General features: G+C 74.0%; 28 protein-coding genes. 16 read left to right on the top strand and 12 right to left on the bottom strand.

Going from position 1 to position 26,394, the window contains the following annotated elements; genetic code table 11:
- Window positions 1–3 precede the first annotated feature (3 nt).
- Window positions 4–678 (bottom strand): penicillin-binding protein activator LpoB, encoded by a 675-nt coding sequence (locus tag rosag_RS21910; RefSeq protein ID WP_284352313.1) that lies wholly within the window; start codon window positions 676–678, stop codon window positions 4–6.
- Window positions 679–963: 285 nt separating this feature from the next.
- On the opposite strand from rosag_RS21910, the gene rosag_RS21905 reads away from it, so the two are divergent.
- From rosag_RS21905 to rosag_RS21895, 3 genes are read left to right on the top strand one after another with little or no spacing between them, the layout of a single operon-like run.
- Window positions 964–1,344, top strand: a complete 381-nt coding sequence (locus rosag_RS21905) for a CPXCG motif-containing cysteine-rich protein (RefSeq protein WP_284352312.1) — start codon at window positions 964–966, stop codon at window positions 1,342–1,344.
- Window positions 1,345–1,370: 26 nt separating this feature from the next.
- On the top strand, window positions 1,371–3,587 hold the full coding sequence (locus rosag_RS21900) for a CHAD domain-containing protein (RefSeq protein WP_284352311.1): 2,217 nt from the start codon (window positions 1,371–1,373) through the stop codon (window positions 3,585–3,587).
- Window positions 3,584–3,967, top strand: a complete 384-nt coding sequence (locus tag rosag_RS21895) for an RNA-binding S4 domain-containing protein (protein WP_284352310.1) — start codon at window positions 3,584–3,586, stop codon at window positions 3,965–3,967. The genes rosag_RS21900 and rosag_RS21895 overlap by 4 nt, the downstream gene beginning before the upstream one ends.
- A gap of 190 nt (window positions 3,968–4,157) precedes the next feature.
- Here the strand turns inward: rosag_RS21895 and rosag_RS21890 are convergent, their stop codons facing one another.
- Together rosag_RS21890 and rosag_RS21885 are read right to left on the bottom strand one after the other, a co-directional pair.
- A complete protein-coding gene (locus tag rosag_RS21890) occupies window positions 4,158–4,853 on the bottom strand; it encodes an alpha/beta hydrolase (RefSeq protein WP_284352309.1) in 696 nt (231 codons plus the stop codon).
- A 7-nt stretch (window positions 4,854–4,860) separates the two neighbouring features.
- Window positions 4,861–5,283 carry a RidA family protein gene (locus rosag_RS21885; RefSeq protein WP_284352308.1) on the bottom strand — a complete coding sequence of 141 codons (423 nt, stop codon included), beginning with the start codon at window positions 5,281–5,283 and terminating at the stop codon, window positions 4,861–4,863.
- 125 nt (window positions 5,284–5,408) lie between these two features.
- Here rosag_RS21885 and rosag_RS21880 point away from each other — a divergent pair, with 125 nt between their 5' ends.
- From rosag_RS21880 to rosag_RS21870, 3 genes are all read left to right on the top strand, one after another.
- Entirely contained in the window at window positions 5,409–6,554 is a 1,146-nt protein-coding gene (locus rosag_RS21880) for an alanine racemase (protein WP_284352307.1), read from the top strand.
- Between the two features lie 230 nt (window positions 6,555–6,784).
- Window positions 6,785–8,086, top strand: a complete 1,302-nt coding sequence (locus rosag_RS21875; protein WP_284352306.1) for a Y-family DNA polymerase — start codon at window positions 6,785–6,787, stop codon at window positions 8,084–8,086.
- Between the two features lie 44 nt (window positions 8,087–8,130).
- Window positions 8,131–8,400 carry a hypothetical protein gene (locus rosag_RS21870; RefSeq protein ID WP_284352305.1) on the top strand — a complete coding sequence of 90 codons (270 nt, stop codon included), beginning with the start codon at window positions 8,131–8,133 and terminating at the stop codon, window positions 8,398–8,400.
- 93 nt (window positions 8,401–8,493) lie between these two features.
- Here the strand turns inward: rosag_RS21870 and rosag_RS21865 are convergent, their stop codons facing one another.
- Both rosag_RS21865 and rosag_RS21860 read right to left on the bottom strand, forming a co-directional pair.
- The gene (locus tag rosag_RS21865; protein WP_284352304.1) at window positions 8,494–9,504 is read right to left on the bottom strand and encodes a M20/M25/M40 family metallo-hydrolase; all 1,011 of its coding nucleotides are present in this window, start codon (window positions 9,502–9,504) and stop codon (window positions 8,494–8,496) included.
- A 235-nt stretch (window positions 9,505–9,739) separates the two neighbouring features.
- Complete coding sequence (locus tag rosag_RS21860; RefSeq protein WP_284352303.1) at window positions 9,740–10,522, bottom strand: CPBP family intramembrane glutamic endopeptidase; 783 nt, start codon at window positions 10,520–10,522, stop codon at window positions 9,740–9,742.
- A 59-nt stretch (window positions 10,523–10,581) separates the two neighbouring features.
- Here rosag_RS21860 and rosag_RS21855 point away from each other — a divergent pair, with 59 nt between their 5' ends.
- Both rosag_RS21855 and rosag_RS21850 read left to right on the top strand, forming a co-directional pair.
- Window positions 10,582–11,979: an MATE family efflux transporter gene (locus rosag_RS21855; protein WP_284352302.1), complete on the top strand. Its 1,398-nt coding sequence runs from the start codon at window positions 10,582–10,584 to the stop codon at window positions 11,977–11,979.
- Window positions 11,980–12,013: 34 nt separating this feature from the next.
- Window positions 12,014–13,366 (top strand): erythromycin esterase family protein, encoded by a 1,353-nt coding sequence (locus rosag_RS21850; protein ID WP_284352301.1) that lies wholly within the window; start codon window positions 12,014–12,016, stop codon window positions 13,364–13,366.
- On the opposite strand, the gene rosag_RS21845 is transcribed toward rosag_RS21850, so the two are convergent.
- The 3 genes from rosag_RS21845 to rosag_RS21835 form a co-directional block, all read right to left on the bottom strand.
- Window positions 13,348–14,736 (bottom strand): VanZ family protein, encoded by a 1,389-nt coding sequence (locus rosag_RS21845; RefSeq protein WP_284352300.1) that lies wholly within the window; start codon window positions 14,734–14,736, stop codon window positions 13,348–13,350. The genes rosag_RS21850 and rosag_RS21845 overlap by 19 nt on opposite strands.
- 61 nt (window positions 14,737–14,797) lie before the next feature.
- Window positions 14,798–15,154, bottom strand: a complete 357-nt coding sequence (locus rosag_RS21840; protein ID WP_284352299.1) for a hypothetical protein — start codon at window positions 15,152–15,154, stop codon at window positions 14,798–14,800.
- A gap of 86 nt (window positions 15,155–15,240) precedes the next feature.
- Window positions 15,241–16,143: a cytochrome c gene (locus rosag_RS21835; protein WP_284352298.1), complete on the bottom strand. Its 903-nt coding sequence runs from the start codon at window positions 16,141–16,143 to the stop codon at window positions 15,241–15,243.
- A 265-nt stretch (window positions 16,144–16,408) separates the two neighbouring features.
- On the opposite strand from rosag_RS21835, the gene rosag_RS21830 reads away from it, so the two are divergent.
- The 5 genes from rosag_RS21830 (at window position 16,409) to rosag_RS21810 (ending at window position 19,910) form a co-directional block, all read left to right on the top strand.
- Complete coding sequence (locus rosag_RS21830) at window positions 16,409–17,467, top strand: hypothetical protein (RefSeq protein ID WP_284352297.1); 1,059 nt, start codon at window positions 16,409–16,411, stop codon at window positions 17,465–17,467.
- Window positions 17,468–17,496: 29 nt separating this feature from the next.
- Window positions 17,497–18,045 carry a cupin domain-containing protein gene (locus rosag_RS21825; protein WP_284352296.1) on the top strand — a complete coding sequence of 183 codons (549 nt, stop codon included), beginning with the start codon at window positions 17,497–17,499 and terminating at the stop codon, window positions 18,043–18,045.
- 119 nt (window positions 18,046–18,164) lie between these two features.
- Entirely contained in the window at window positions 18,165–18,431 is a 267-nt protein-coding gene (locus rosag_RS21820; RefSeq protein WP_284352295.1) for a PHD finger domain-containing protein, read from the top strand.
- A 160-nt stretch (window positions 18,432–18,591) separates the two neighbouring features.
- The gene (locus rosag_RS21815) at window positions 18,592–19,167 is read left to right on the top strand and encodes a BPSL0067 family protein (protein ID WP_284352294.1); all 576 of its coding nucleotides are present in this window, start codon (window positions 18,592–18,594) and stop codon (window positions 19,165–19,167) included.
- Window positions 19,168–19,322: 155 nt separating this feature from the next.
- On the top strand, window positions 19,323–19,910 hold the full coding sequence (locus rosag_RS21810) for a hypothetical protein (protein ID WP_284352293.1): 588 nt from the start codon (window positions 19,323–19,325) through the stop codon (window positions 19,908–19,910).
- 153 nt (window positions 19,911–20,063) lie between these two features.
- Here the strand turns inward: rosag_RS21810 and rosag_RS21805 are convergent, their stop codons facing one another.
- The 4 genes from rosag_RS21805 to rosag_RS21790 all read right to left on the bottom strand — a co-directional run bounded on the left by rosag_RS21805 (window position 20,064) and on the right by rosag_RS21790 (window position 22,916).
- Window positions 20,064–20,732 carry a PEP-CTERM sorting domain-containing protein gene (locus rosag_RS21805; RefSeq protein ID WP_284352292.1) on the bottom strand — a complete coding sequence of 223 codons (669 nt, stop codon included), beginning with the start codon at window positions 20,730–20,732 and terminating at the stop codon, window positions 20,064–20,066.
- A 92-nt stretch (window positions 20,733–20,824) separates the two neighbouring features.
- Window positions 20,825–21,532, bottom strand: coding sequence for a hypothetical protein (locus tag rosag_RS21800; protein ID WP_284352291.1), 708 nt, complete (start codon window positions 21,530–21,532; stop codon window positions 20,825–20,827).
- Window positions 21,533–21,645: 113 nt separating this feature from the next.
- Window positions 21,646–22,020, bottom strand: a complete 375-nt coding sequence (locus tag rosag_RS21795; protein ID WP_284352290.1) for a BlaI/MecI/CopY family transcriptional regulator — start codon at window positions 22,018–22,020, stop codon at window positions 21,646–21,648.
- On the bottom strand, window positions 22,017–22,916 hold the full coding sequence (locus rosag_RS21790; protein WP_284352289.1) for a M56 family metallopeptidase: 900 nt from the start codon (window positions 22,914–22,916) through the stop codon (window positions 22,017–22,019). The genes rosag_RS21795 and rosag_RS21790 overlap by 4 nt, the downstream gene beginning before the upstream one ends.
- A 134-nt stretch (window positions 22,917–23,050) precedes the next feature.
- Between rosag_RS21790 and rosag_RS21785 the strand changes: the two genes are divergently transcribed.
- From rosag_RS21785 to rosag_RS21775, 3 genes are all read left to right on the top strand, one after another.
- Window positions 23,051–23,704, top strand: coding sequence for a phenylalanine--tRNA ligase beta subunit-related protein (locus rosag_RS21785; protein WP_284352288.1), 654 nt, complete (start codon window positions 23,051–23,053; stop codon window positions 23,702–23,704).
- A gap of 122 nt (window positions 23,705–23,826) precedes the next feature.
- Entirely contained in the window at window positions 23,827–25,374 is a 1,548-nt protein-coding gene (locus rosag_RS21780; protein WP_284352287.1) for a hypothetical protein, read from the top strand.
- Between the two features lie 101 nt (window positions 25,375–25,475).
- Entirely contained in the window at window positions 25,476–26,330 is an 855-nt protein-coding gene (locus tag rosag_RS21775; RefSeq protein WP_284352286.1) for an MOSC domain-containing protein, read from the top strand.
- The last annotated feature ends 64 nt before the right edge of the window (window positions 26,331–26,394 follow it).

Raw genomic sequence — 26,394 nt, 5'->3', positions numbered from 1 at the left:
CACTCACCAGCCGAAGCGGCGGCGGTCGACGTACTTCTTGATCTTGTGCTGGCCCACCCAGACCTTCGCGTTCGACTCGAGGTCGACGAGCGCGGCGTCCACCTGGTAGTAGATCACGCGCTCGCGCCCCTCGGCGTCCTCGATCGCCTGCACCTCGCCCTGCAGCACGTAGCGCGCGCCGGTCTCGCTGGCGAGCCGCCCCCGCGTGCCCGCGCTCGCGAACTGCTGCTGGTCCGCCCGCTCGGCGCGCAGCTCGCCGCGCTCGTCGGCGCTGGCGACCACCGTCACCGCGCCGGTCCCGGCCAGCGCGCGCTCGACGTCCTTCACGAACGTGCCGACGGGGATGTGCTCCAGAGTGCGGTTGCCGAAGCGGCCGACGATGAGGCTGGGTGCCTGGCCGCCGCGCTGGTCGGACGCGCGGGCGAGCCACGGCGCCTCCAGCGCCTGGCCCACCAGCGCCTGCGCGACGAGGCGCGAGTCGGCGTCGTTCCAGCGCCCCGAGAGGTCGGTGACGGAGGCCGGGTCGATGCGCGCGACGCGCGTGTTGTTGCAGGCAGTCGCGACACCGGTCGCGAGCACGGCGCACAGCGCGAGCGCGATCGAACGCGCCAGTGGCCGCGCGGCGGACGGACCGCGCGTGGCGGGACGCGGGTAGTGATGGACGGGATCGGCGAGCATGGGGACGCTCCGCGAGGGACGGTCGGTGGGGACACCGGCCGCCAGCGCAGGGGGCACACCTCAACCCCCGCCGTCCGCAACCCGTTGCGGGACAACCCGCTTCGTATGTTTACGGACGCGCGATGTCCTCCCCCGGGGACGCCGCCGCGTCCCGCACGTGAGACGTGTCACAATCGCGTGACGGCCACGCGCCGCGCGCCGCGCGACTTGCGCCCCGTCTCACGCGCGCCGAGTGTGCGGCGAATCCGTCGCCTGCACCGTCGCCCGCCCCTCAGTCCACCCGCCGTGCCCCGCGACGCCTTCGACCTGCGTGACCGCCACGACGATCCCGACGATCGCGACCTGTTCGACGACCCCGACGCCGACGCGTTAAGCGACGACGAGGACGAGGATGGCGACGGGTCCGACGACCGCGACGAGGATCCCGACGACGTCGCCGCGCTCGACGAGGAGTTCCCGCTGGGCGACGGCGTCGCGGACACGCAGGCCGAGGTGTTCTGCCCGTACTGCGGCGAGCCGAACGAGGTCGCGCTCGATCCGGGGGGCGGCGGCTTCCAGGAGTACGTCGAGGACTGCCAGGTGTGCTGCCAGCCCTGGCGCGTCTTCGTGAGCTATCAGGAGGACGGCAGCGCGTCGGTGGGCGTGGAGCCTGCGGACGGCAGCTGACCGCCCCGTTCACCCGCGACCGATCCATGCCGCCTCGCGCCGTGCTCCCCGCCCTGCCCGCCGACCTCCTCGCGCGATCGCCCGAGGAGGCGGCGCGGCGCATCGCGCACGAGCTGCTCGCGCAGGCGGCGGCGGCGCGCGACCGACTGGCGGATCCGCAGGATATGGAGGCGCTGCACGACTTCCGCGTCGCCATCCGCCGGCTGCGCAGCACCGAGCGCGCGTACCGCGACGCGCTGCGCGACTCGTTCGGAAAGAAGGCGCGCCGGCGGCTGCGGAAGATCGCGCGCGCGACCAGTGAGAGCCGCGACCTGGAGGTGCAGGTCGCGTGGCTGGACGCGCAGCGTGGCTCGCTCAACTCGCGGCATCGCCCCGGCGCGATGTGGCTGCGCGAGCGGTGGCGCGAGCGCCGTGAGGACGCGGACGCCGACCTCGCGCACGAGGTGGGCGCCGACTTCGACCGGCTCTATGCGGTGCTGGCGAAGGCGCTGCCCGTCTACTGGCAGAAGGTGCGCCTCGACGCGCCGATGGCGGAGCGGCGCTTCGCGGCGCTGCTCGCGGCGCGGCTGCGCGAGGCGGCCGCGGAGCTGGGCGAGCGGCTGTCCGCGGTCCAGGGCCCCGAGGCGGTGACGCAGGCGCACGAGGCGCGCATCGCGGGCAAGCGCGTGCGCTACCTGCTGGAGCCGGTCCTCGGTCTCACCGAGAGCGCGACGCCCGTCGTGAAGCGGCTGCGGCGGCTGCAGGACCTGCTGGGCGAGCTGCACGACCTCGACGTGCTCGACGTCGAGCTCACCGACGCGCTGGCGGACGCGGAGCGCACGATGAGCGAGGCGCAGGCGGCCGCGCGCGCGGCGGCCGAGGCGGCGATGGCAGCCTCCCTGACCGCGGTCGCCGACGCGCCCGAGGCCGAGGCGGGCGAGCCCGCGGGCAATGGCGCGGAGGCGCCGGCACCGGAGCCCGAGCGGCGGCAGGTCGACCGGCGCGCCGATCCGCGCGATCCGCGACCGGGGCTGCTCGCGCTCGCGCGCCGCGCACGTGCGCGGCGGACGGTCGTCTACGACACGCTCGCGAGCGAGTGGCTCGGCCGCGACGGCGCGGGGCTCGTCGCGTCGCTCGACGGCGTCGCCGCGTCGCTGGAGGCGGAGACGGCGGCGCGGCTGGCGCCCGTGCCGATGGAGATCGAGCGGAAGTACCTGCTGCGCAGTCTGCCGCACACGCTGCGCGGGATGCCGAGCGTAGAGATCGCGCAGGGCTGGATTCCGGGGACGCGGCTGCTGGAGCGCGTGCGCGAGGTGCGCAGCGGATCCGACGTGCGCTACTACCGCACCGTGAAGCTCGGGAGCGGCGTCGCGCGCGTGGAGGTGGAGGAGGAGACGACGGCCGAGCTGTTCGCGGTGCTCTGGCCAACGACGCGCGACCGGCGCGTGCGGAAGCGCCGCTTCGCGGTGGCCGAGGGCGCCGCGACGTGGGAGGTGGACCTGTTCGCGGGGCGCGACCTCGTGCTGGCGGAGATCGAGCTGCCGACGGCCGACACGGTGGTCGAGGTGCCGCAGTGGCTGGCGCCGTACCTCGTGCGCGAGGTGACCGACGATCCGGCATACGTGAACGCGAACCTCGCGCAGCCGGAGAGCGACGCGCCGCCCGTCGCATCCGAGCCCGTGCGGGTGCGCACGCGCGCGCCGCAGGTCCGCACGGTGCTGGACGAGCGGCCGCGCATCGCCGAGCGCGCCGCGACGCCGGATGCGGCCACGGCGGCGGCGGACGGCGCGCCCGCCGACGTGCCGAACCAGCCGGCTGAGGTCGCGGCGCGGGTCGGATGCCGCGGGTCGCGGCATGCGCTGGACTTTGCGCGCCGCGACCGGCGATCTTGCGACATGGCCAGTCCGATCGCCGAACATCTCGCGGGCCGGTTCGCGGCCGACGCGAACGCCCTCCGCGCGCGCGCCGACGCGACGCGCGTCGCCCCCAAGCGCGGCGCCGGTCCGAACGCCCAGTCGCTGCTGACGATGGCGAACGCGTGCGACCAGGTGCGCGCGCTGTTCGCGGACGCACAGAGCGACGACGCCGTGCGCGCGCTCCTGCCCACCCTCGGCGGCCTCGTGGCGGGCGCGCGCAACGAGGACGAGCGCTATGTCTTCGCGGGCGCCGTGGCGCGCGCCACGCAGGCGCTCGACGGCGACGACGAGGACGACGACGAGTCGGACGACGCGGGCGGCCCGGACGACGAGGACGACGACGCGTGAGCGACGACAAGGTCCGCCTCGACAAGTGGCTGTGGGCGGCGCGCTTCTTCAAGACGCGCTCGCTCGCGACCGAAGCCGTCGACGGCGGGAAGGTGGACGTCAACGGCGCGCGCGCGAAGCCCGCGAAGCTCGTGGGCCCCGGCGACGAGCTGAAGGTGACCGTCGGCTCGCAGCGCTACGTGCTGCGCGTGACCGGTACGGGTGAGCGGCGTGGCTCGGCGGAAGTGGCGCGCACGCTCTACGAGGAGACCGAGGAGAGCCAGGCGCAGCGCGCGAAGGTCGCCGAGCAGCACCGGCTGATGGCGACGAGCGTCGAGTTCGATCCGGGGCGACCGAGCAAGAAGGACCGCCGCGACCTGCGGAAGTTTCGGGAGCGCTGAGCGCCGGCGTCGTAGGCCATCATCGGCGCGCCCGACGTGCCGCCGCATCGCATTGGGCTACGGATGCTCCGGATGAGACGGATGCTCCGGATGATCCGGAGCATCCGTCTCATCCGGAGCATCCGTAGTCTCACGCGCCGTGTGGCGAGGCATCGCTGGACGGCGGAGGCTGGGGGCACGGATTCCTGACTCAGCCCTCGCCACGCAGGACGCGCTCGAGCGTGTCCCGCTCCAGCCGGTGGCCGCCCGCGTAGCGCACGATCGTGTACGGCGCCTGCGCCGCGTCGAGGCGCGCGCGCTGCCGGTCGATCATCGCCGGCGTCGCGAACTCGTCGGCGTCGCCCACGACCATCGTCAGCGAGGTGGCGCGCAGCGCGTCGCCGTCGCGCGCGAGGTCGAGGTCGTGCGGGATCTCGCCGCCCCACAGCACCACGCGCGCGGCCGGTGCGAGCCCGCGCCGGTGGCGGTGCGCCAGCCAGCGGCACGCCGTGACCGTGCCCTGCGAGAACCCCAGGACGTGCAGCTGCGCGCGTGACGCATCGAGGCCGTGCGTCGCGTCGTCGAGCGCCGCGTCGAGCCAGCGCACATAGTCCGCGATCTCCGCCTCGCGGTCCTCGCGCGTCATCCACGTGGCGCCGACGCGCATCGCGCCGTGGCCGCCGCCCTCGCCGGCACCGACGTAGAAGCGCGACAGCGCCTCGGGCGCGACGACCAGCCGGTCGTCGCCCGCGAACGGCACGAAGTGCCGCACGAAGTACTCGGCCAGCTGCCCGTAGCCGTGCAGCGCGACCCACACCTCGCGCGCGTCGGCCGCGCCGGCGTGCCAGTAGCGCGCCGTGCGCGGGACCTCGACGTGCGCGCTGCGGGCCGCGGGCTGCTCGCTCACCGCGTGCTCAGCGCTTGCCGAGGTACGCGACCGCCGTCACCTCGACCAGGATGCCGCGCAGGGACGCGCCGACGACCGTGCGCGTGGGGAACGGCGCCGTGAAGTGCTCGCGGTAGACCGCGTCGAACGCGCCCCAGTCGTCCGAGTGCTGCAGGTGCACCGCGACCGAGACGATGTCGGCCAGCGTGCCGCCCGCCGCCTCCACGACGGTGCGGAGGTTGGCGAGCGTCTGCCGCGACTGCTCCGTGACGTCCTCGCCGATGAGCGCGCCCGTGCGCAGGTCGCGCGGCACCTGCCCCGAGATGAAGAGGAAGTCACCGGCGCGCACGCCGGGCGAGTACGCGCCGCGCGGCGGCGGGACGTCGGCGCCGAGGGAGACGGGCTGCCACGCGCGCGGCGCGCCGGCGGAATCGGGGGCGGAGGTCGACATGGGTTGCTGGACGGTGTGCGAGGGTGTCATTTGTGCGGAGCGGGCGCCGTCAGCGCCGGCGCGCGCCGGCCGGGCGTGCGCCGTGCGGGCGAGTGCCACCCGCCTCCCGGGAGAGACCGCACGCCATGCCCCTGTATCTGGAGCAGCTCGAGACGCCGGCTCCGGTGGTCGACCTCGACCGCCTGGCCATGAACCTGGACCGCATGGCGGCGTACGCCGCCGTGCACGGGCTGCAGCTGCGGCCGCACGTGAAGACGCACAAGGCGCCGCGCATCGCCGCCGAGCAGCTGCGGCTGGGCGCCGTGGGGCTGACGTGCGCCACGGTGCGCGAGGCGGAGGTCATGAGCGAGCTGACCGACGACCTGCTGCTCGCCTTCCCGATCACCGGCACGACGCGCCTGCGGCGGCTGATGAACATCCCGCCGCGCGTGCGCCTGACGGTGATGCTCGACTCGCAGCGCACCGCCGTGCAGCTCGCGGCGGCCGCGGACGAGGTGGGGCGCGAGGTCCACGTGTTCGTGGAGCAGGACGTCGGCATGCGGCGCACGGGTGTGCAGGACGCGGCGGCCGTGGTGCAGCTGGCCGAGTTCGTGGCGGAGCGCGCGCCGTTGAAGTACGACGGGCTGGGATTCTATCCCGGGCACATCCGCGCGGCAATCGGCGCGCAGCAGCCGCAGCTCGCGTCGCTCGCACAGACGCTGGGCGCGTCGCTGGAGGCGCTGGACCGGGCGGGCCTCACGCCACGCGTGGTGAGCGGCGGCTCGACGCCCGCCGCGTGGCGCATGCACGAGGTGGCGGGGATCACCGAGGTGCGTCCGGGCACGTACGTCTACAACGACCGCGCGACGGCGGCGGTGGGCGCCTGCGAGTGGGACGAGTGCGCGCTGACGGTGCTGGCGACGGTCGTGAGCACGAGCGTCCCGGGCCAGGCGGTGATCGATGCCGGCACGAAGGCGCTGGGCCGCGAGCCGATCGACGGCGCGCGCGCACCGGGCGCCGACGAGACGCAGACGGCGGGCTTCGGCGCGCTGCTCGACCGCCCCGAGGTGATCGTCACGCGCATGAGCGAGGAGCACGGCATCCTCGACCTGTCGCGCACCGAGTGGCGGCCCAGGGTCGGCGATCAGGTGCGCGTCGTCCCGAACCACGTGTGCATCGTGGTGCACCTGAACGACGTCATTTACGGCGTTCGCGGACAGGACGTCGTCGAGACGAAGTGGCCGGTGACCGCGCGAGGGCGTGAGGCGCCGGAGGCCGTGCCGGCCTGGTAGTCTTGCGTGCTGCAGAACGGCGAACGGCATTGGCAAGGATGAAGTTCGGATAAGATCTGATAACGACGGATGGCTCCGCGTCGCGCGAAGTTCCTCGCCGCCAGGAGGGGCATCGGCGGTTATCCGACCTTCTCGGATCTGCATCCCTGCTAGCTTTTCCGGGTCCGGGGCGCAGACAGTTCCCGGGCGTCCCGCCACGCAGCCCGCAGTCCGCAGCTCCCGCCACTCCGATGTCCGCCCCTTCGCGAAGAATCCTGCTCGTCGACGCCGACGCATTCTTCGTCGCCGTCGCGCGCCAGGTCGATCCGGAGGGCGCCGGCAAGGCGAAGCTGCTGATCGTCGGCGGATCGGCCGAGAGTCGCGGCGTCGTCTGCTCGGCGTCGTACGAGGTGCGGAAGTACGGCGTGCGCAGCGGCATGCCCATCTCGCGCGCCGTGCGCCTCTGCCCCGCGGCGCTGTGCGTGCCGGTGCCGGGGCCCGAGTGCTCGCGGCAGAGCCGCGCCATCGCCGCCGTGCTCGCGCGGTGGACGCCCGTCGTGCAGGCCTCGAGCATCGACGAGTGGTACCTCGACCTCGGCGGCACCGAGGCGCTCTACGACGAGCCGCTGGCGGCGACCGCGCACCGCATCCGCGCCGCCGTGCACGAGGCGACCGGGCTCTCCGTGTCGATCGGCGCGGGCACGTCGAAGCTGGTCGCCAAGGTGGCCGTGGAGGTCGCGAAGCCGGGCGCCGGCGGCGATGGGGTGCACGAGGTCGCGCCCGGGACCGAGGAGCAGTTCATGAGGCGCTTCGCGCTCGCCGACCTGCCCTTCGTCGGGCCCAAGCTGGCCGAGAAGCTGGCGCGGAACGGGCTGCGCCGCGTGCCGGACGCGCTGGCCTACAGCGAGGAGGCGCTCGTGGGGCTGCTGGGGGCGCGCACCGGCCAGTGGCTGTACGAGTGGGTCCGCGGCATCGACGCGCGGCCGGTGGCCGAGCGCGCGGAGCAGAAGTCGGTGAGCCGCGAGGACACCTTCGCGCACGACCTGCACGAGGACGCGGACCTGGAGCGCGAGCTGCTGCGCCTCAGCGAGCGCGTGGCGGCCGACCTGCGCGGCGACGGGCTCCGCGCGCGCACGATCACCGTGAAGGTCCGCGACGCCGACTTCGTCACGCGGCAGGCGGCGCGCACGCTCGACACCGCCGTCGAGAGCGACCGCGCGGTGGCCGCGGTGGCGCGCGAGCTGTTCCGGCGCCTGCGGAAGACGCGGCGCGTCGGCGTGCGGCTGCTCGGCGTCGCGCTCTCGGGGTTCGGGGAGGCCGCCGCGCCCGCGCAGCTGGCGCTGTTCGACGCGGCGGGCGCCGGCGAGCCCGCGACGGGCGGGGCGCCGCCGATGGAGACGGAGCGCGACCGGCGGCTGGCCCACACGCTGGACGCCATCCGCGACCGGTTCGGGCGGGAGGTGATCGGGCCGGCCGCCCTCCGCGACGCCGCCGACCGGCGGGCCCGGGGTCCCGTGGCTCGGCGAGTGCCGTTGTCGGACGGCACCGAGTAGATTCGACGCGTTCCACCATCCACGACCCGAACCCGCACGCTCCCATGGCGTCCTCGCCCGTGCTCCCCCCCAACCGTCACGTCCCCTTCAAGAAGGGCGGATGGGGTGCGGCGCTGCTGACGGTCCTCGGCGCCGTCGCCACGTTCCTGACGGCGTTCTACATCCACACGAAGACGTACCGTCACCCGACCGACCTGATGATGCGGACGTACCCGCACGCGGACGCGTCGCACGGCGCGTCGGCCGGGACGCACGGCGGCACGCCCACCGGGCACAGCACCGCTCCGGCGGCGACGCCCGCTCCGGCGCACTGACGCCTCGTCGCCCCGCGACGCACGAACGGCGAGACCAGCGCAGCCTGCGCGGTCTCGCCGTTTCGTCTTTCCGGGGATGAACGCTGGCCGGGATCAGGGAATGCCGAGCCGCTCGCGCATCCCCGCCGGCGCCTCGGGCTTCTGCCCGGGCTTCCACTGCGGCGCCGCGCCGTCGGCCAGCAGGCGAACCGCGCGAATGGTCGACTCCACCACGCGCGCCATGTGCGCGTAGTCCAGCCGGTCCGCCTCGTCGTTCACGGTGTGGTAGTCGCCGTGCAGGTTGAACGTGGAGATCGTGTGCGCCGGAATGCCGAGATACGCGAAGGCGATGTTGTCGCTGCGCTGGAAGAAGTTCTGCGCCGGCCGCGGATCGGCCACGAGCGGGATCCCGGCCGCGGCCAGCCGCTCCCCCATCGTCGAGCGATCGTAGCCGGTCAGCCACGCCTTCCCCGCGCCGCCCGCCAGCGAGTCGGGCCGCCCGATCATCTCGATCTCGAAGTCGGCGACCGTACGCGCGAGCGGCACCGCCGGGTTGCGGATGTACCAGCGCGTGCCGACCAGCCCGACCTCCTCGCCGGTGAACGCGCCGAAGACGATCGTCCGCTTCGGCCGCGGGCCCGAGGCGAGCGCGCGCGCCACCAGCATCACGGCCGCGGTCCCGGACGCGTCGTCGTCCGCGCCGTTGAAGATCGAGTCGCCGTCGACCGGCGCGCCGATGCCCAGGTGGTCGTAGTGCGCGCCCACCAGGATGGCCGAGTCGCGCAGCACCGGATCGCTCCCCTCGAGGATCGCGAGGACGTTGCCGCCCACGAGCCGCCGCCCCGCCGCCACCGTGTCGAGCGCCGCGAAGCTCGGCGCCAGCGCGACGGCCGGCCGCCCGTTGCGCCCCACCGTCGCGACCATCGGCACGCGCTGCACGTACCCGCTGTCGCCCGCCGCCTTCACGCCGTAGCGCGCGAACCGCTCCGCGATGAGGCGCGCGGCGCGCATCGAGCCGGGCCGCCCGGTCGCGCGCCCCTCCATCGAGTCCGCGGCCAGCGCCGACACCAGCTCCTGCACGTCGGCGGCGGAAACGCGATCGCTGGTGCCGGACGGCGCACCCACCGTTGCGGCAGCACACCCCGTCGCGAGGAGAACGAGAGGAAGGAGGAGACGCGAGCGCATGTGAGTCTGAACGGCGGAGGACGGAACGGCGGAGGACGGACCTGCGGAGAACGATACTGCGTGAAACGGTGAGGCGGACCTTCCGGCTCGAAGCTTCGAGCTCGAAGTGTCCGCCGTATCGTTTCACGCCCTTCCGTCCTCCGCTTCCTCGTCCTCCGTCGTTCCGTCCTCCGCCTCATCGAATCACGAGGACCATCACGTCGTACAGCGCGTGCGTCCACGCCGTGATCCCGAACCCGCGCAGCACGTACAGCCCGCTGAAGAAGAGCCCCGCCAGCACGCGGAAGGTGAACGCCTGCGCCGTCAGCGGCTCGCCGTACGCACCGATGTGGTGCGCGAGCGCGAAGATGATCGCGCCGCCGACCGTCGCCATGAGCGCGGAGGCCGCGGGCCCGAGGCCGATCGCGCGCTTCGCGAGCCACATCAGCCCCGACACGAGCACGACGCGGAACAGCAGCTCCTCGTACAGCCCCGCGCCGAGCGCGATCATCAGCTTCGACGCGACGCCGAGACGCGCGATCGGCTCGGCCGCGATCACCAGGCCCGGGAGCGTCTGCATCAGCCGCGCGGTCGCCATCCCCACCGCGAGGCCGCACACGACCGCCATCACCGCCGACTCCACCAGCATTCCCGCGAACACGTCGCCGCGCAGCGGCTGGCGCGTGCGCCGCAGGTCGCGGATCACCAGCGCCAGCGCGATCGCCACGATCACGACGCCGAACGCCAGCGGCCCGTGGGGGCCGAGCAGCGCGACGAAGGGCGTCTTGAGCCAGACGTCGGCGCCGTTGCGCAGCCCGCCCCCACCGGCGCCGCCGAGCAGCGCGGCCAGCGCCTCGTAGGCCACCAGCAGCGGCAGGGCGAAGGTGAGGCTGTACCGCGGCGCGCGGCTCAGCGCCCAGTACGAGGAGCCCGAGGAGGCGGGTTTGCCGAGGAGGGCGGCGGGCGAGGCGGTGGACATGTGCTGGAACCTACGAGGTCGCGTTGCGCGGGGATTCGGGGCGCCGCTACGGTTCGCGCATGGCCCTCCCCGCCCCCGCCGACCACGACGCGCCGCCGCGCACGCCCACGCCCGGCCAGGCGTGGCGCACCGAGCTCGCGGCGACGCGCCGGCTGGCCGTGCCGGTCGCGATGGTGCAGGTCGGCCTGATGCTGATGGGCGTCGTCGACACGATGATGGTCGGTCGGCTCTCCGCGTCCGCCCTCGCCGCCGTCGCGCTGGGAAACCTCTACTTCTTCAACGTCACCGCGTTCGCCACCGGGATGCTGATGGCGCTCGATCCGGTGGTCGCGCAGGCCGTCGGCGCGCGCGACCACGACGCGATCGCGCACGGCGTGCAGCGCGGCGTCCTGCTCGCGCTCCTCCTCACCGTCCCCACGGCGCTGCTGATGGTGCCGAGCGCCGCGGTGCTGCGCGCGTTCGGCCAGCCGGCGGAGGTGATCGACGCCGCGTCGCGCTTCGTCTGGCTCTCGATCCCGGCGATCCCGGCGTGGCTCGGCTTCGTCGTCTTCCGCCAGACGCTGCAGGCGATGGCGCAGACGCGCGCGATCGTGCTCACGATCGTGATCGCCAACGTGCTGAACGCGGGGCTCGACTGGGCGCTCATCTTCGGTCACCTCGGGCTTCCCGCGCTCGGCACCGACGGCAGCGCCGTCGCCACCACGCTGTCGCGCTGGGCGATGGCGCTGCTGCTGCTCGCCGCCGCGTGGCCGCGCCTGCGGCACGCGCTGCGTCCGTGGCTCCGCGACTCCGCGCGACCGGCCGCGCTCTGGCGGCTGGCGCGCATCGGCGTGCCGATCGGCGCGCAGCAGCTGCTCGAGTTCAGCGCGTTCGGCGCGATCGGGCTGCTCATGGGCCGCCTGGGCACCGTCGCGATGGCGGGTCACCAGGCGACCATCAACCTCGCGTCGCTCACCTTCATGGTGCCGCTCGGCGTCGGCGCGGCGGCGGCGGTGCGCGTGGGGCACGCGGTGGGCGCCGGCGACGCGGCGGGCGCGCGCCGCGCGGCGAAGGCGGCGATGGTCTGGGGCATCGGCTTCATGCTCGTGAGCGCGGTCGTGCTGCTGCTCGCGCCGCGCGCGCTGGCGCGGCTCTACACGCCCGACGCCGCCGTCGTCGCCGTCGCGGCGACGCTCATCCCGCTCGCCGGCATCTTCCAGGTGTTCGACGGGCTGCAGGTCGTCTCGCTCGGCGTGCTGCGCGGCGTCGGCGACACACGCGTCCCGATGGTCGTCAACGTCGTCGGCTTCTGGCTCGTCGGGCTGCCGATCGGCGTCTGGCTGGGGCTGCAGCGCGGAATGGGGCCGGCCGGGCTCTGGCTCGGGCTCGTCGCCGGGCTCGCCGCCGTGGGCGTCGTGCTCGGCCTCCGCGTGCGGCACCGGCTGGCCGGCGAGCTGCGCCGGCTCCACCACGCATAGCGCCGCAGAACGCGTCTTGCACGACGGCGCGGGCATGACCGACCCGCACCTCGCCACCGCCCTGCGCGACGCCGCGCGCCCGCTCACGGGCGACGACTCGGACCACGACACGCTCCTCGACGTCGTCGGCGACCGCCGGCTCGTGCTGCTGGGCGAGGGCTCGCACGGCACGCACGAGTTCTACGCGGCCCGCGCCGCCATCACGCGCCGGCTCATCGTCGAGCGCGGCTTCGACGCGGTCGCGGTCGAGGGCGACTGGCCGGACTCCGACCGCGCCAACCACTGGGTGCGCGGCCGCGGCCGCGACGCGACGGCGGCCGACGCGCTCGGCGGGTTCCGCCGCTTTCCGCAGTGGATGTGGCGCAACACCGACGTCGTGCGGCTGCTCGACACGCTGCGCGCGCACAACCAGCGTGTCGGGCGCGAGCGCGCCGCCGGCTTCTACGGGCTCGACCTCTACAGCCTGCACGCGTCCATCGACGAGGTGCTGCGCTACCTGGACGAGACCGACCCCGACGCCGCGCGCCGCGCGCGCTACCGCTACGCGTGCTTCGACCACTTCGGCGAGGACCCGCAGCAGTACGGCTACGCGGCCAGCTTCGACCTGTCGCAGAGCTGCGAGGACGCGGTCGTGCAGCAGCTGGTCGACCTCCGCCGCCGTGCACCCGACGCCGACGCCGACGACGCACGCGACGCCGACGACGCGGCCGACGACTTCTTCTCGGCCGAGCAGAACGCGCGGCTGGTGCTCGACGCGGAGCGCTACTACCGGAGCATGTTCCACGGGCGCGTGTCGAGCTGGAACCTGCGCGACACGCACATGGCCGACACGCTCGACGCGCTGGTGCAGCACCTGCGCGCGAAGGGGCGCGAGGGCAAGGTCGTCGTGTGGGCGCACAACTCCCACCTCGGCGACGCGCGCGCCACCGAGATGGGTGCGGGCGGCGAGATCAACCTCGGCCAGCTCGCGCGCGAGCGGCACGGCGACGACGCGGTGCTCGTCGGCTTCACGACGCACACCGGCACGGTGACCGCCGCGCACGACTGGGGCGACGCGGCGCAGCGGATGAAGGTGAACCCGTCGCTCCCCGGCAGCATCGAGCGCGCGCTGCACGACGCCGCGCCGCCGCGCTGCGTGGTGCCGCTGCGCGGCAGCGCGGCCGCCGACGCCGCGCGCGCCGCGCTCGACACGGCGCTGCTCGAGCGCGCGATCGGCGTCATCTACCGCCCGCGCACGGAGCGCCAGAGCCACTACTTCCACGCGCGCGTCGGGCGGCAGTTCGACGTCCTGTACCACTTCGACGAGTCGCGCGCGGTGCACCCGCTGGAGCGCGCCGGCACCTGGACCGCCGACGAGCCGCCCGAGACCTATCCGAGCGCGCTCTGAGTGCGCGCGGCGCGCGTCCCGGGCATGACCGCCTCGCGCTGCGCGGTGAGCTGCAACCGGTCACGCCGCGCGTCGGCGCGGCGCACGATCGCCCAGCCCACCAGCACGCCCGCGCCCTGCACCATCACGTCGGTGATGTCGAAGTCGCGGCCGCGGATCGCGATCTGCGCGACCTCGGTGGCGACCGCGAGCGCGAGGCCCCACCAGGGCGCGCGCGGCGTGCGTCCGTCGGCGCGCGTGCGCACCGAGAACCACGCGCCCACCGGCAGATAGAGGAGGAAGCCGACCGCGACGTCGGCCACGCTGTGCAGCGACCAGAGACCCGCCAGCGCGCGCAGCGGCACGAGCGCGTCCCACGAGAGCTTCCCCAGCAGCTCGCCGACGCTCGTCACCGGCGCGAACGGCCGCAGGCTCCAGAGGAAGAGGAGCGCGACGTACGCGCGCGCGCTGCTGCGCAGCCGCACCAGCCGGTCCGCGAGCGTGACGCCGCGCCCCGCGCCCCGCGCCTCGCGCGCGGCGAGCGTCGCGGCGAACACGGCGCCCAGCAGCGTCGCGAGCGCGTGCAGCACGACCGCCCACGGCCGCAGGTCGGCGCCGCTCAGGCCGCGCAGCACCTCCGCGACGCCCCACGTCAGCGCGCCCAGCGTCGTCGCGACCGTCGCCGCGCGCGCGGGCGACGCGCCGCGCTCGATCAGCACGCGCGTCGCGAGGAAGCCGGCGGGCGCGAACAGCAGCAGATCGCTCCACATCGGCAGCGCATGCGGATGCAGCCGGAAGTCCGCGACCGACGCGCGCCACCGCGTGCGGAAGCCGCCGGCCGCATCCGGCACGAGGTCGGGGCGCCCCCACGCGGAGAATGCCTCGCACAGGCACGCGGCGAGGTACGGACCGGCCACCAGCAGGTGCGGCACGACGGCCGCCACCGTGCGCGCGCGCCGCCGCGCGACGACCGCGATCGCGTACGCGACGGCGGCGGCGCCGAGGAACGCGCCGCCGCCGTTCGTGAGCAGATCCAGCACGCTCGCCATGCGGCGCGGCGAGAAGAGCTGCGCCGTCTCGGCCACCACGCTCAGCGCCGTGCCGACGAGCGTCGCGGCGAGCACGCCGCGTCCCAGTCGCGCGGGATCGCCCGTCACGAGCCAGACGCCGCCCAGCCCCGCGAACAGCGCCACGTTGCGGACGGCGTCGAGCACGTCCATCGGGCGGAAGCCGGGGTGCAGCCCGCGCGCGAGCCGCAGCTTCGCGAGCGCGAGGTTCGGATCGAGATAGAGCCCCGACCAGGTGGCGATCAGGACGACGACGACGTACGCCAGCCGCGCGGCGAGGCGCCGCGCGCGCCAGCGTGCGTCGGTGGGATCGGAGTGCGGCACGTCGCGCGTCGGGTCGGAGCGATGCGGGGTGGGCGATGCGGGCCGACGCGCGCCCGCGGCCTCACGCGCCGCCAGCCGCGCCGCCCGAGGCCGAGATGCCGCCGTCGCCGAGGCCCGCGTCCTCGACCAGCGGCGGGTTGCGGCGGACGTTGTCCGCCGAGCCGGCGATCGGCGCGTTGTCGCCCACGTCGCCTTCCTTGGGCGCGCTGACGCCCTCGATCGAGCCGTCGCCGCGCGGGTCCGCCTGCGCGAGGATGCTCAGCCCCTTCTTCTCGACGTCGGTCAGCGGATCACCCGCGGAGGACGCGGAGCGCTCCAGCCACTCGCTCCGGTCACCCTCGATGGCGCCACGGTCGATCTCGCGCTCGTCGTCGCGCCTGCTATCGCGCTTGCTCTCGCGGCTGCTGCGGTCGGTCATGCGTGCTCCTCACCAAAGGGTCGCGCCCGGGAGACCCCGGGCGCGAGGGCGAGGGGCAACGCACGTGCCCATCCGGGCGTCCGCGCTCAACCCTTCGGCGTCGGCTGCGGCGGCAGCGTGCGCAGGTACATCCAGATCGCCGCGAGCTCGTCGTCGGTCATCTTCCCGAAGTTCTTCCACGGCATCTCGGCCTTCAACTCGCGGCCGTCGGGACGGCGCCCGGTGCGCAGCGCGCGCACGAAGTCCGCCTCGGTCCACGCGGCCAGCCCGGTCGCGTGCGGCGTGAGGTTGGCCGCGGCCGGGAACTCGGGCGGCGTGCCGGGGATCGGCCCGCCGGCGAAGCTCGCGCCGTGGCAGCCCGTGCAGCCGACCGCCAGATACTGCCCGTACTCCACCGTGCGGCCAACCGCGGGGCTCGGCTTCCGCGGCGCGGTGTGGTCGATGACCTCTGCCGGGACCAGCGGGACCTTGCCCGCCAGGTAGAGCGCGCGGCCGATGGGGCCGATGGCGTTCGCGGGCCCGGTGCGGTCCACCGGCGCGACGGTCTGCAGGTACGACACGAGCGCGCCCAGGTCCGCGTCGCTCAGCGCGTTGAACTCCTGCGACGGCATGAAGAGGAGCGCGCGTCCCTCGCGACCCACGCCGTGGCGCACCGCGCGCACCCAGTCGGCGACGGTCATCCCCGAGGCCACGCCGCCCTTGCCGGTCGTGAGGTTGCTGCCCGACAGGCGCGCGAACGGCATCCCGTCGATGAAGGTGGCGCCTCCGAAGTCCGCGCCGTGGCAGTCCGCGCAGCCGCGCGTGACGGCGATGTGGCGGCCGCGGGCGAGGGTGGCGCTGTCGGTGCCCACGGGGACGGACTCGTCGGCGACGGTGTAGCGCTTCGCCATGCGGTGCGACGAGAGCGCGTAGGCGCCGCCGACGGCGACGCCGAGGACGACCACGAGGACGCCGACGATGGCGAGCCCCCACTTGAGGACGCGCGGCATGAGGGGAGGAGCTGGAGGGTGGTGGCGGGACGGACGGCACGGGCCCAACGTCGGGCTCGCCGTCCGGGATCGTACGGAGGGCCGCCCACATTCGTGTCAGCCGCGTCATCGCGCAAGCATGGGGTGCGTGACGGCGGTCCCGCGCCTCGCACCCTCGGGGCTGGCCGGGGTAGGACGGGGCGGATTAGCATCCCCACCGCGCCGCGCGGCGCCCGCTCGCTGACGAGGCGGGGTCCGCGGCCGCCGTCTCCCCTTCCCGCCGTCGATGTCGCTCCGCCGCACCGCCCGTCCCCTCCGCCTCCTCGCCGGCGCCGCCCTCCTGGGTGGCGCGCTCGCCTTCACCGCCGGCGCGCAGCAGTCGTCCGACGGCGGCTCGACCCGGACCGGAACGAGTGCGAAGACTGCCGCGAAGTCGCCGGCGAGGAAGCCGGCGGCGAAGCCGGCCGGCGAGTCCGCCGCCGCGCGGAAGGCGCGCGCCGACAGCGCCCGCAACGCGGAGCTGGCGAAGCGCTGGCCCGTGAAGGGACCGGCGCCGCTGCCGGGGAGCATCCTCCCCAACCGCCGCATCGTCGCCTACTACGGGAACCCGCACTCCAAGAAGATGGGCGTGCTGGGCGAGCTGCCGCAGCCGCAGATGTTCGCGAAGCTCGACCGCGAGACGGCCGCGTGGAACAAGGCCGATCCGTCGACGCCCGTGCAGCAGGCGCTGCATCTCATCGCCGCCGTCGCCCAGGGCGATCCGGGCAAGGACGGCAAGTGGCGCCGCCGCGAGAGCCCCGCGATGATCGAGAAGGTCTACGGCTGGGCGAAGCAGAAGAACGCGCTGATGTTCCTCGACGTGCAGATCGGCAAGAGCACGCTCGAGGAGGAGCTGCAGGTGCTGCTTCCGTACCTCCAGCGCCCCGACGTGCACCTCGGCCTCGACCCCGAGTTCGCGATGACGAAGGGCGGCGATCCGGGTCGCCGCGTGGGCACGTACGACGCGAAGCACATCAACCACGCGATCGACGTGCTGGCCGGGCTGGTGACGAAGCACAAGCTGCCGCCGAAGGTGCTCGTCGTGCACCGCTTCACGGGCCCGATGGTCACCAACTACCAGAACATCAAGCTCGATCCGCGCGTGCAGGTGGTGATGCACATGGACGGGTGGGGCCCGCCGTACGGCAAGCGCGCGACGTGGTCGCGCTTCATCTATCCGTACCCGGTGCAGTACACGGGCTTCAAGCTGTTCTACCACAACGACACGAAGGCCGGGCATCCGCTGATGAAGCCCAGCGACGTGCTCGCGCTGAATCCGAAGCCTCTGTACATCCAGTACCAGTAGCGCGCTCGACGCCCCCTCGACGACTCGCGATGATCCGCGCCGGCGACACGCTGACGAATGCCGCCACGGGGCAGACGCTCCGGTTCCTGCGCACCGCCGCGGACACCGGCGGCGCGCTCCTCGAGATCGAGTCGACGTGGCCGCCGGGTGCGACCGCACCGCCGGAGCACTTCCACCCGCGACAGAGCGAGCGCTTCACCGTGCTCGCGGGCACGCTGCGGGTGCGCGTCGCGGGTGAAGAACGCGAGCTGCGCGTCGGCGACACGCTCGACATCCCGGCCGGGGTGCCGCACGCCATGTGGAATGGCGGCGACGCGCCCGCGGTTGCCCGTTGGGAGACGCGCCCCGCGCTCGGCACCGAGCGCCTGTTCGAGGCGCTGCACGCGTTCGCGGCGTCGGGCGCGGTCGACGCGCGGGGCGTCCCGCCGCTCCTGGACCTCGCGGTGCTCGTGCCGCGGCACTGGGACGAGATGCGCCTGACGCGCCCTGCGCCGGCGGTCCAGCGACTCGTGTTCGGGATCCTCGGGCCCCTGGCGCGCGCGCTCGGCCGCGGCGCGCCGCCTCGCGCGCGCTCGTGAGGAAACGCGGCAACCTGTGCGTTTCGTCACCTCGCGACGGATGACGGCGGGCTCAGCTTGAGGAGAGCCCCGCGCGGGCCAGGGTCCAGCCGTTCCCATCCGCCTTCCGGATCTCCGTCATGACCGTCCCGTCTCTCGAGGCCACGGCGCCCGCGACGGTGCCCCACGGCAGCAGCGCCCCGTCATCGGACGACGCCTGGCGCGAGCCGTCGCCGGACGCCGCGCACTGGCAGCCGCTCGACATCGCGGCCGACGACCCGCGCCTCGGCCCGCTCGCCGCGGAGCTGGCGGCCCACTTCCACCGTCACTGCGCCGGCATGGACGCCGACGCGTTCGAGCGGCTCGTGCGGCACGCGGCGTACATCCGGCTGCGCTGGCACGGGTAGCACACGCGCCGGGTCCGGTGACCAGGCGGACGAGGGGCGACACCCCGACGCAGGACCGTCCGCGGAAGCGTCGAAGCACGAACTTGACCGCGGGAGCGGATCACCCCTATCGTCGCCATCAGGGCTTCCGGTCCAGCGGACCGTCGTGCCCCCATGCTTCGTGGCCGCCGAACATTGCGCGGCGGGCGCCGTTCGGCTCCCGCACCGCTGGCGCGATGACGTGCGCTCGGCTGCGCTCAGCTGCGCTCGGCTGCGCGAGGCAGCGATCTCCCCAACCACCGACCGGGGGGCGTCAATGCCTACACCAATCGACTGGGGCGGCCCACTGAAGTGCCTGAGTAACGGGACCAGCGGGCCCTGGGTGATGCGGGATCCGGAGCGGCTGCTCGGCAAGTCTCACGGAAGTGGGCAGTGCGTCGCCATTGCACAGATCCCCCTCAAGATGCCGCTGGTGAAGCACTGGAGGCAGGGAGAGACGGTTCTTGGCGGCACGGTGGCGAAGGGGACGGTCATCGCGACATTCGTCAACGGTCGCTACCCGAATGACGCGCACGACAATCACGTCGCGATCTTCCTCGAGGAGAAGAGCGACGACCAGGGTACGTACATCGTCGTCATTGACCAGTGGACCGGTCGAAAAGCCGCCTATCGCAAGATCAGACCGAAATCCGGTGACGACGACAGGAGCAATGACGCCGACTGCTTCTCCACCGTGTACACGCTCAACGGCAAGTAGTCCGAGTGCTGCGGTAGTGCTGCGGCAGCGATCGGCCGCGCCTCGACGATCACACTGAACGGAAGGCGGAGCGTCTGATGGCACTCCGGCGGCGGAGCGTACTCGAGCAAGCCTGCGTCGTGCTGGGGACCGCCTCTCTCGCGGTGAGCCCGCACGTGATCGCATCCCCCGTCGTCAGCTACGCGGCTGCAGGTCCGTCAGCTCGCGACACAGTTGCCGCGCACGAAACGCGGCGTGCAGCGCTGCTGCAGCGCGCGGAGCCGTGCCAGTACCTCGCGCCGGGGGGCTACAGCAAGCCCGGCTTCGACGAGTTCTACGAGTTGCAGAATGCCGGCTACGCCAAGCCCGTTCCGCTGACGAAGGCCGTCTCGGACTTCAATGTGCTTGCGCGCTGTAGCGCGATCGGCCGCCGCCAGCCACCGCTGACGGTCACCGAAGTGGTCGCCGCGCTTCGAGCGTGGAGGTGCGACGCAGAGCCTTCGGTAGCTCCTCGGCAGACGTGCGAGCAGATGCGCGAGATCGCGCGGACCGGCACCGTGCCGGTGGGCGGCCTGTTGGTGGAGATCGGCGGCGTATCGGACTACCGCGGTTATTCGGTGGACGCGTGGGAGGTGCACCTCAAGCTGGGGCTCGACCGAGATCGACGTGACACGAAAGGGGCCGCGGATCATTCTCGGCTGATCCGACTCGCGTATATACGCTCGATGCCGAGCGACGCCCGCGCGCCCAAGCGCGCCCAGTGATCGCGCGACGACTGGCACCAAGCTCCGAGGCAGCGTCCACGACACGCTCATGCACGGCGTGCACGCGCTTCGGCTCCCACGCTTGCCCAGCCTGCGCCGGAAAATGAACGAGGGCGCTCTCCACCGAGAGCACCCTCGTTCACGTGCGGGACGTCACGCGTGGGCCCGTCGCTTCGAGACGCCCACCACTCCGAGCAGGCCCGCGCCGACGAGCACCACGGTGGTCGGCTCGGGAACCGTGGTCGCGGGCGGCGTGGCCACCAGCGCCGCGCCGATCACCACGTCGTCCGTCAGGAACTCGTCGCCGACGTTGGTGCGCACCTGCACGCGGTCGAACGCGGCGAGGCCGGTCACGCCGAAGAACACCGTCGCGCCGGTGGAGCCGAAGTTCTGCGTGACCGTGCCGACGGTCGACGCGCCGTTGAAGAAGGTGAACTCCGCCACGCCCGCCGGGAACGGGAAGTCCGCGTTGATCGTCCCGAGCCCGGTGAAGTCCGCGCCGAACGCGCCGAGCGTGGACGAGAAGCCGATCGTGTAGGCGGGGACCGGGAGGCCGCCGCCGCTGGCGAAGATGTTCCCGTTCGTGGTCGCGATGCCGTTGCCGCTGACGGTCCCGGTGCCGAGCGCGCCGAAGTCGTAGGTGGGGCCCGCGCTGGCGATGCCGTTGGTGACCGGCGTCGTGGCGGCGGCGAGGAACGCGTCGCGCGCGCCCGCGCCGAAGTGGATGGTCTGCGCGTGGAGCGCGCCGGCGAGCGGCGCGGCGAGCGTGAGGGCGACGAGCGCGAGCCGCGACGCGGCGCGGGAGAGGAACGGGACGGACATGAGAGCGTGTCGGTTCGGGTGGGGGGACGGAGCTGCGCGCCGATGATGCGGATTGCCGCTTAGCGCGCTGCTTACGCCGTTTTCCGCCCCTCTTAGCCGCGCGACGCCACCTCGCCGCCGAACGCCCGAAGCGGTGCGGCAGGCACGCCGACGCGCCGACGCCGCACGCGCCACAGCCACCAGAGCATCGTCACCAGCACCGCCAGCGGCGGCACCGCGAGCAGCGGCATGATGCGGATCGGCTTCGGGATCACGTCCGCCTGCCCGAGGAAGAACGACATCGCGCCGACGAAGAGCGCGAAGCACATGCGCCAGAGGTGGCGCGCGAGCCGCCGCGCGCCGCGCAGCGGGCCGGTGCGCATGCGACGCACGTCGAGCGCGCTCCCGAGCAGCCCGACGCCGCCGAACATGAGGTACGGGTACGCCGGGATCCCCTGCAGCTTCCCGCCATTGCGGATGGCCGCGACGCCGAGCGCGATGCCCGCCACGCCGACGAGCGCGGCGAGCGGCGTGAGCGCGTGCTCCAGGCGACGTATGGCCGGCGTCGGCGCGCGTACCGCGGTGAGCCCCGTGACCACGAGGTAGCTCGTCAGCACGGCCGCGAGCACGTTGACGACGTACCACGATCGGTAGACCGCCATCGCGAGCAGCGCGAACGCGCACATCCACAGCATCGCGCCGACGAAGACGATCCCGCTGCGCCGGTGCAGCGTCGCGCCCTTCGCGGCGTAGAGGGCGACGAAGCCGGTGAGGAGCCCGACGGCGCCTCCGAGGACGTGCAGCAGGACCGTCGGTCGCATGGCCGTGCCCTCCGTGCGGTGAGAGGTGGATGCCCATCCGCCACCCCATACGGAGCCCCAAATAACTTAGTTTCTAGTTTTTCCGCCCACGCGGCCCGGGCCGTCCGGCGCCTCTACCCATCCTTCGGCTGGCGGTCCAGCAGCTCGCGCATCCGCGCCAGCTCCGGCTCCGACAGCCGCCGCTGCTCCATCAGGTGCGTCAGCAGCTTGAGCGGCGACCCGCCGTAGATCTTGTCCAGCACGCGCCCCAGCGCGGTCTCCCCCGCCGCCTCCGCCTCGATCGTCGGGAAGTAGACGTGCGTCTTCCCCTCCCCCCGGCGGTGGCCGACGTAGCCCTTGAGCTCCAGCATCCGGATCATGCTCGAGATGCTCGTGTACGCGAGCCCCGGGTCGACGCGGTCGCGGACCTCCGCGGCCGTCGCCTCGCCGAGCTCCCAGAGCACGCTCATGATGTCCAGCTCGCGCTGGGTCAGCTGGGGCTTGCTCATCGGGGCGCGACGTGGGTGGCGTGCGGGGCCGGCGTCTTCGGCGCGACCGGGTGCGGCATCGCGAGCACCGCGAGCAGCAGGGCCAGGGCGAGCACCGGTGCGCCGATCCGTGCCGCACGCCCCGGCCGCGGGTCGGCCGCCAGCAGCACGCGCAGGCGGCGCTCCAGCGTCCCGACCCGTCCGAGCAGCGCCGGCTGCAGCCGCGGGCCGCGGCTCGACGCCTCGGCCACCCGCAGCAGGAGGCGCCCATAGGTGGGCGCGTCGCCGAGCGTGCGCACGACGCGCCGGTCGCAGTCCAGCTCGACCGCGAGGCAGAGGCGCCGCAGCTGCCACCAGAGCGCGAGGTTCCAGGGGAGCAGCACGAGCGTCAGCGAGGCCACGCCCAGCAGCAGCGCGTCGTGTGCGCGGCGGTGCTCCTCCTCGTGCTGCAGCACATAGCGGCGCTGGCCGTCCGGCAGCGCCAGCACCCAGCGCGGCACCAGCACGCGCGCGCGCAGCAGCCCCACCGTCGCCGGTCCCACCGTCTCGGTGAGCACCACGCGCACGCCGTCCACCATCTCCGGGCGCCGCGCCCTCCAGACCAGGTACGCCACGCGCAGCGCGCCGATCACCCCCCAGCACACCAGCGACGCGGAGACCAGCACCCACAGGCGATTGATGGTCGGATCGAGCGACTGGACGCGCGCCCACCAGGTGGCATCCGCGAGCGTGGCCGGCACGTCGGCCACCGGCATCGTGTGGTGGACGCGCGCCAGCGGCGGCGTCAGCGTGGAGAGCGCGATCGCGAGGCACCACACCCAGCGGCGCGGCCACGCCTGGGGGAGCGCGCGCTCGACCAGCGACGCGGCCGTACCCAGGCAGCCGCCGATGGCGATGACGTAGAGGATGCAGAGCATGGTGGTCGCTCCCCGCTCCGGCGGCTGGCGGCGCGCGGTCGATGCGCGATGACTAAGTATCTCGCCAGCAATCTACGACCCGTCGCGAGGCGCGGTTTCCCGGCCCGCGGCCAGCTCGGCGCCCGCTCACGCCAATGATCCCGACCCTCGCCGTCGACGCGCACCCGACGCTCCGCCTGGCCGCCTTCGCGACCCGCTTCCCCGCCCCCCTCGGCGAGCTCGCCACGCCGGACGCGGTGCGCGACGCGCTGCTGCTGGACGCACCGGCCCCGCTCGCGCGCGACGAGCAGGTGCGCAGCGACGTGCGCGACATGCTGCGGCACGGCGGCTACAAGCCGACCGGCCGCGGGAAGCCGGCATCCGAGTACCTCGTGCGCGCCGCCACCGAGGGCGCGCTGGGCGCGATCAACCTCGCGGTCGACGCGTGCAACGCGGTGTCGCTGCACTCGGGCTTCCCGATCAGCGTGGTGGACCTCGACCGCGCGACGGCGCCCTTCCGCGTGGGCCTCGCGCCCGCCGGCGCGACGTACGTCTTCAACGCCTCGGGCCAGGAGATCGACGTCGCGGGGCTGCTCTGCCTGTTCGACGCGGAAGGTCCGTGCGCGAACGCCGTGCGCGACGCGCAGCGCACCAAGACGCGCGACGCCACGACCGCGACGCTGAGCGTGCTGTGGGGCTGCGCGGGCCACGAGGCGCGTCTGGACGCTGCCGAGCGCTGGTACCGCACGCTGCTCGAGGACGCGGGCGCGACGACCACGCGCGTCGCGCCCGCCGCCGCGGCGGGCTGACCGGCACGGACGACCGGCCACGGGCGCTCGCGCGCTCGCGCCGGCGGTGGCACTGCACTGGCGCACGTGCCGCCCTCTCCGCGCCCCTGCGCGCGCCGTCCCCCACACCGCTCGCCCCGCTCATGTCCCCGCTCGTCGCGCCACCGGTCCGTCCCGACCGGCGGCCCGCTCCCGTGCGCCCGAAGCTCGAGCCCCTGCCCTGGGTGATGCGGGCGCCGCGCGCGCCGTACTTCGTGCTCGACACGGGCGAGTCCTGGACGCCGGTCGGCGCCAACGAGGCGGTCACCTGGCCGGAGCTGGCGGGGCTCTTCCATCGGCGCGACCTCGCCGGTGTGGAGGCGCACCTGCTCCGCCTGCGCGGCCTGGGCGTCACGGTCCTCCGGCTCATGCTGGAGTACTGCCAGGGCGAGCATCGCTACTTCGAGCGGCCCGCGGGGCGCTTCGTTCCGGCGATGGTGAGGCTCTGGGACGACCTGTTCGCCATCTGCGCGCGCATCGGGATGCGCATCCTGCTCACCCCGTTCGACACGTTCTTCCACTGGCAGCGCTGGCACCGCCATCCGTACAACCGCCGCCACGGTGGGCCGTGCGCGCACCGCACGCAGTTCCTCGTCTGCCGCGAGACGCGCGAGTACGTGAAGCGGCGGCTGGCGTTCGCCACCGAGCGCTGGGGCGGGAGCGGCGTGCTGTTCGCCTGGGACCTGTGGAACGAGCTGCACCCCGCGCAGGCCGGCGACGACGAGGCGGCGATGCACGACTACGTCTCCGACGTGAGCGGGTCGCTGCGCGAGCTCGAGGTGCGCGTCCACGGCCGGTCGCACCTGCAGACGGTCTCGGTGTTCGGTCCGGAGCTGCGCCGTCGCCCGTCGCTGCGCGAGCTGGTCTTCGCGCACCCCACGCTCGACTTCGCGAGCGCGCACTTCTACGCCGAGCGGACGATCGACGCCCCGCGCGATACGATCGCGCCCGCCGTGGTCACCGGCGCGCTCGTGGAGCAGGCGCTCGCCGCGATTCCCGACGATCGCCCCTTCCTCGACAGCGAGCACGGGCCCATCCACACCTTCAAGGACCGGGGCTGCACGCTGCCCGCGCCGTTCGACGACGAGTACTTCCGGCACATGCAGTGGGCGCACCTCGCGGCGGGTGGCGCGGGCGGGGGCATGCGGTGGCCCAACCGCCATCCGCACACGCTCACCGAGGGGATGCGCGCCGCGCAGCTCGCGCTGTCCCGCTTCCTCCCGCTGCTCGACTGGACGTGCTTCCGGCGCCGGCCGCTCCGCGACGCGCTGCTGGTGCGCGACGCGCGCTCGGGAGTGCCCCTGCGGATGGTGACGACGCGTCCGTCGGCCCACCCCACGGGCGCGCCCGTCGTCCGGCTCCGGGGCGGCGAGTGCGCCGCGTTCGCGTGCGGCGACGCCTCGCAGGCCGTCGTCCACCTGCTGCGTGCGGACCAGCGCACCGACGACGGCCGGCTGCGGCGCGACGTGCCCGCCCGGCTCGTCGCCGTCGAGGTGCCGGGGCTCGCGCCGGGCACGTACAGGGTGACGCTTTGGGACCCGGTGGCCGGAGAGGCGCGGGAGCAGCGCGTCGTCGATCACGCGGGCGGTGCGCTCCGCGTCGCCGACGTCCCGCTGGTCGCGGATCTGGCGCTCGCCATCCGCCGCGCCTGACCGTCCGGAGCGCCCGATAGCTCGCATCTCCGACGCTTCCGCTTCATCGTTTCACGTCGGTCCGTCCTCCGCCGTTCCGTTCTCCGCCTCTTCGTCCGCCGATGCGCGTCCGCTCCCTCCACGTCCACCCCGTGAAGTCGCTCCGCGGCATCCCCGTCGCCGCCGCGGACGTGGGTGACCTCGGCCTCGCGCTCGACCGCCGCTGGATGCTGGTGGACGACGCGGGCGTCTTCCTCACGCAGCGCGAGGACGCGGGCATGACGCTGCTGCGCACGTCGCTCGTGCCGCCGCCGGGCGTCGATGCCGAGGCGCCCGTCTCGCTCGCGCACGCCGTGCGCGTGCACGCGCCGGGTGGCGCGACGGTGGACCTCGCGCCGCCGCCGCCCGACGCGCGCCGCCGCAAGGTCCGCATCTGGGCGCATGAGGTCGAGGCCTGCGACTCGGCGCCCGAGCTCGACGCCTGGTTCGCGGAGGCGCTGGGCCGCCCGTGTCATCTGGTCTGGATGCCCGACGAGACGCGCCGCCCCATCGACCACCACACCGCGGGCGCCCACGACCGCGCGGCGTTCTCCGACGCGTTCCCGGTGCTGGTGGCGTCGCAGGCGTCGCTCGACGACCTGAACGCGCGGCTCGTCGCGCAGGGACAGGACCCGGTGTCGATGGAGCGCTTCCGCCCCAACGTCGTCGTCGAGGGGGCGGCCGAGCCGTACGCGGAGGACGGGTGGGGCCGCACGCGCGTGGGCGACGTCGTGCTGGATCTCGTCAAGCCGTGCGCGCGCTGCGTCATGACCACCGTCGACCCCGAGACGGCGCGCGGCGGCAGCGAGCCGCTGCGCACCCTCAGCGGCTACCGGAAGGTCGGCAGCAAGGTCCTGTTCGCGCAGAACGCCCTCGTGCGGGCCGGAGGCAGGGTTTACGTCGGCGACGGTGTTGTCGTCGATGGGATGAATTCGTGAACACGTAGCGTCCTCACGACTGGCGGCCCGCGTGCCGGGCGCCGACCGTCGTCGTCGTCGCCTC

This window comes from Roseisolibacter agri, from assembly GCF_030159095.1.
In the GTDB taxonomy this organism is placed as follows: Bacteria; Gemmatimonadota; Gemmatimonadetes; order Gemmatimonadales; family Gemmatimonadaceae; genus Roseisolibacter; species Roseisolibacter agri.
This window is presented reverse-complemented; position numbering and strand designations above follow the sequence as displayed.

Excerpts from the sequence above, each read along its gene's own strand:
- rosag_RS21835 (WP_284352298.1), bottom strand. The coding sequence starts at position 16,143 with ATGCCGCGCGTCCTCAAGTGGGGGCTCGCCATCGTCGGCGTCCTCGTG.
- rosag_RS21825 (WP_284352296.1), top strand. The coding sequence starts at position 17,497 with ATGATCCGCGCCGGCGACACGCTGACGAATGCCGCCACGGGGCAGACG.
- rosag_RS21840 (WP_284352299.1), bottom strand. The coding sequence starts at position 15,154 with ATGACCGACCGCAGCAGCCGCGAGAGCAAGCGCGATAGCAGGCGCGAC.
- rosag_RS21880 (WP_284352307.1), top strand. The coding sequence starts at position 5,409 with ATGCCCCTGTATCTGGAGCAGCTCGAGACGCCGGCTCCGGTGGTCGAC.
- rosag_RS21910 (WP_284352313.1), bottom strand. The coding sequence starts at position 678 with ATGCTCGCCGATCCCGTCCATCACTACCCGCGTCCCGCCACGCGCGGT.
- rosag_RS21830 (WP_284352297.1), top strand. The coding sequence starts at position 16,409 with ATGTCGCTCCGCCGCACCGCCCGTCCCCTCCGCCTCCTCGCCGGCGCC.
- rosag_RS21785 (WP_284352288.1), top strand. The coding sequence starts at position 23,051 with ATGATCCCGACCCTCGCCGTCGACGCGCACCCGACGCTCCGCCTGGCC.
- rosag_RS21860 (WP_284352303.1), bottom strand. The coding sequence starts at position 10,522 with ATGTCCACCGCCTCGCCCGCCGCCCTCCTCGGCAAACCCGCCTCCTCG.
- rosag_RS21800 (WP_284352291.1), bottom strand. The coding sequence starts at position 21,532 with ATGCGACCGACGGTCCTGCTGCACGTCCTCGGAGGCGCCGTCGGGCTC.
- rosag_RS21870 (WP_284352305.1), top strand. The coding sequence starts at position 8,131 with ATGGCGTCCTCGCCCGTGCTCCCCCCCAACCGTCACGTCCCCTTCAAG.
- rosag_RS21885 (WP_284352308.1), bottom strand. The coding sequence starts at position 5,283 with ATGTCGACCTCCGCCCCCGATTCCGCCGGCGCGCCGCGCGCGTGGCAG.
- rosag_RS21820 (WP_284352295.1), top strand. The coding sequence starts at position 18,165 with ATGACCGTCCCGTCTCTCGAGGCCACGGCGCCCGCGACGGTGCCCCAC.
- rosag_RS21780 (WP_284352287.1), top strand. The coding sequence starts at position 23,827 with ATGTCCCCGCTCGTCGCGCCACCGGTCCGTCCCGACCGGCGGCCCGCT.
- rosag_RS21775 (WP_284352286.1), top strand. The coding sequence starts at position 25,476 with ATGCGCGTCCGCTCCCTCCACGTCCACCCCGTGAAGTCGCTCCGCGGC.
- rosag_RS21855 (WP_284352302.1), top strand. The coding sequence starts at position 10,582 with ATGGCCCTCCCCGCCCCCGCCGACCACGACGCGCCGCCGCGCACGCCC.
- rosag_RS21790 (WP_284352289.1), bottom strand. The coding sequence starts at position 22,916 with ATGCTCTGCATCCTCTACGTCATCGCCATCGGCGGCTGCCTGGGTACG.
- rosag_RS21900 (WP_284352311.1), top strand. The coding sequence starts at position 1,371 with ATGCCGCCTCGCGCCGTGCTCCCCGCCCTGCCCGCCGACCTCCTCGCG.
- rosag_RS21850 (WP_284352301.1), top strand. The coding sequence starts at position 12,014 with ATGACCGACCCGCACCTCGCCACCGCCCTGCGCGACGCCGCGCGCCCG.
- rosag_RS21795 (WP_284352290.1), bottom strand. The coding sequence starts at position 22,020 with ATGAGCAAGCCCCAGCTGACCCAGCGCGAGCTGGACATCATGAGCGTG.
- rosag_RS21875 (WP_284352306.1), top strand. The coding sequence starts at position 6,785 with ATGTCCGCCCCTTCGCGAAGAATCCTGCTCGTCGACGCCGACGCATTC.
- rosag_RS21805 (WP_284352292.1), bottom strand. The coding sequence starts at position 20,732 with ATGTCCGTCCCGTTCCTCTCCCGCGCCGCGTCGCGGCTCGCGCTCGTC.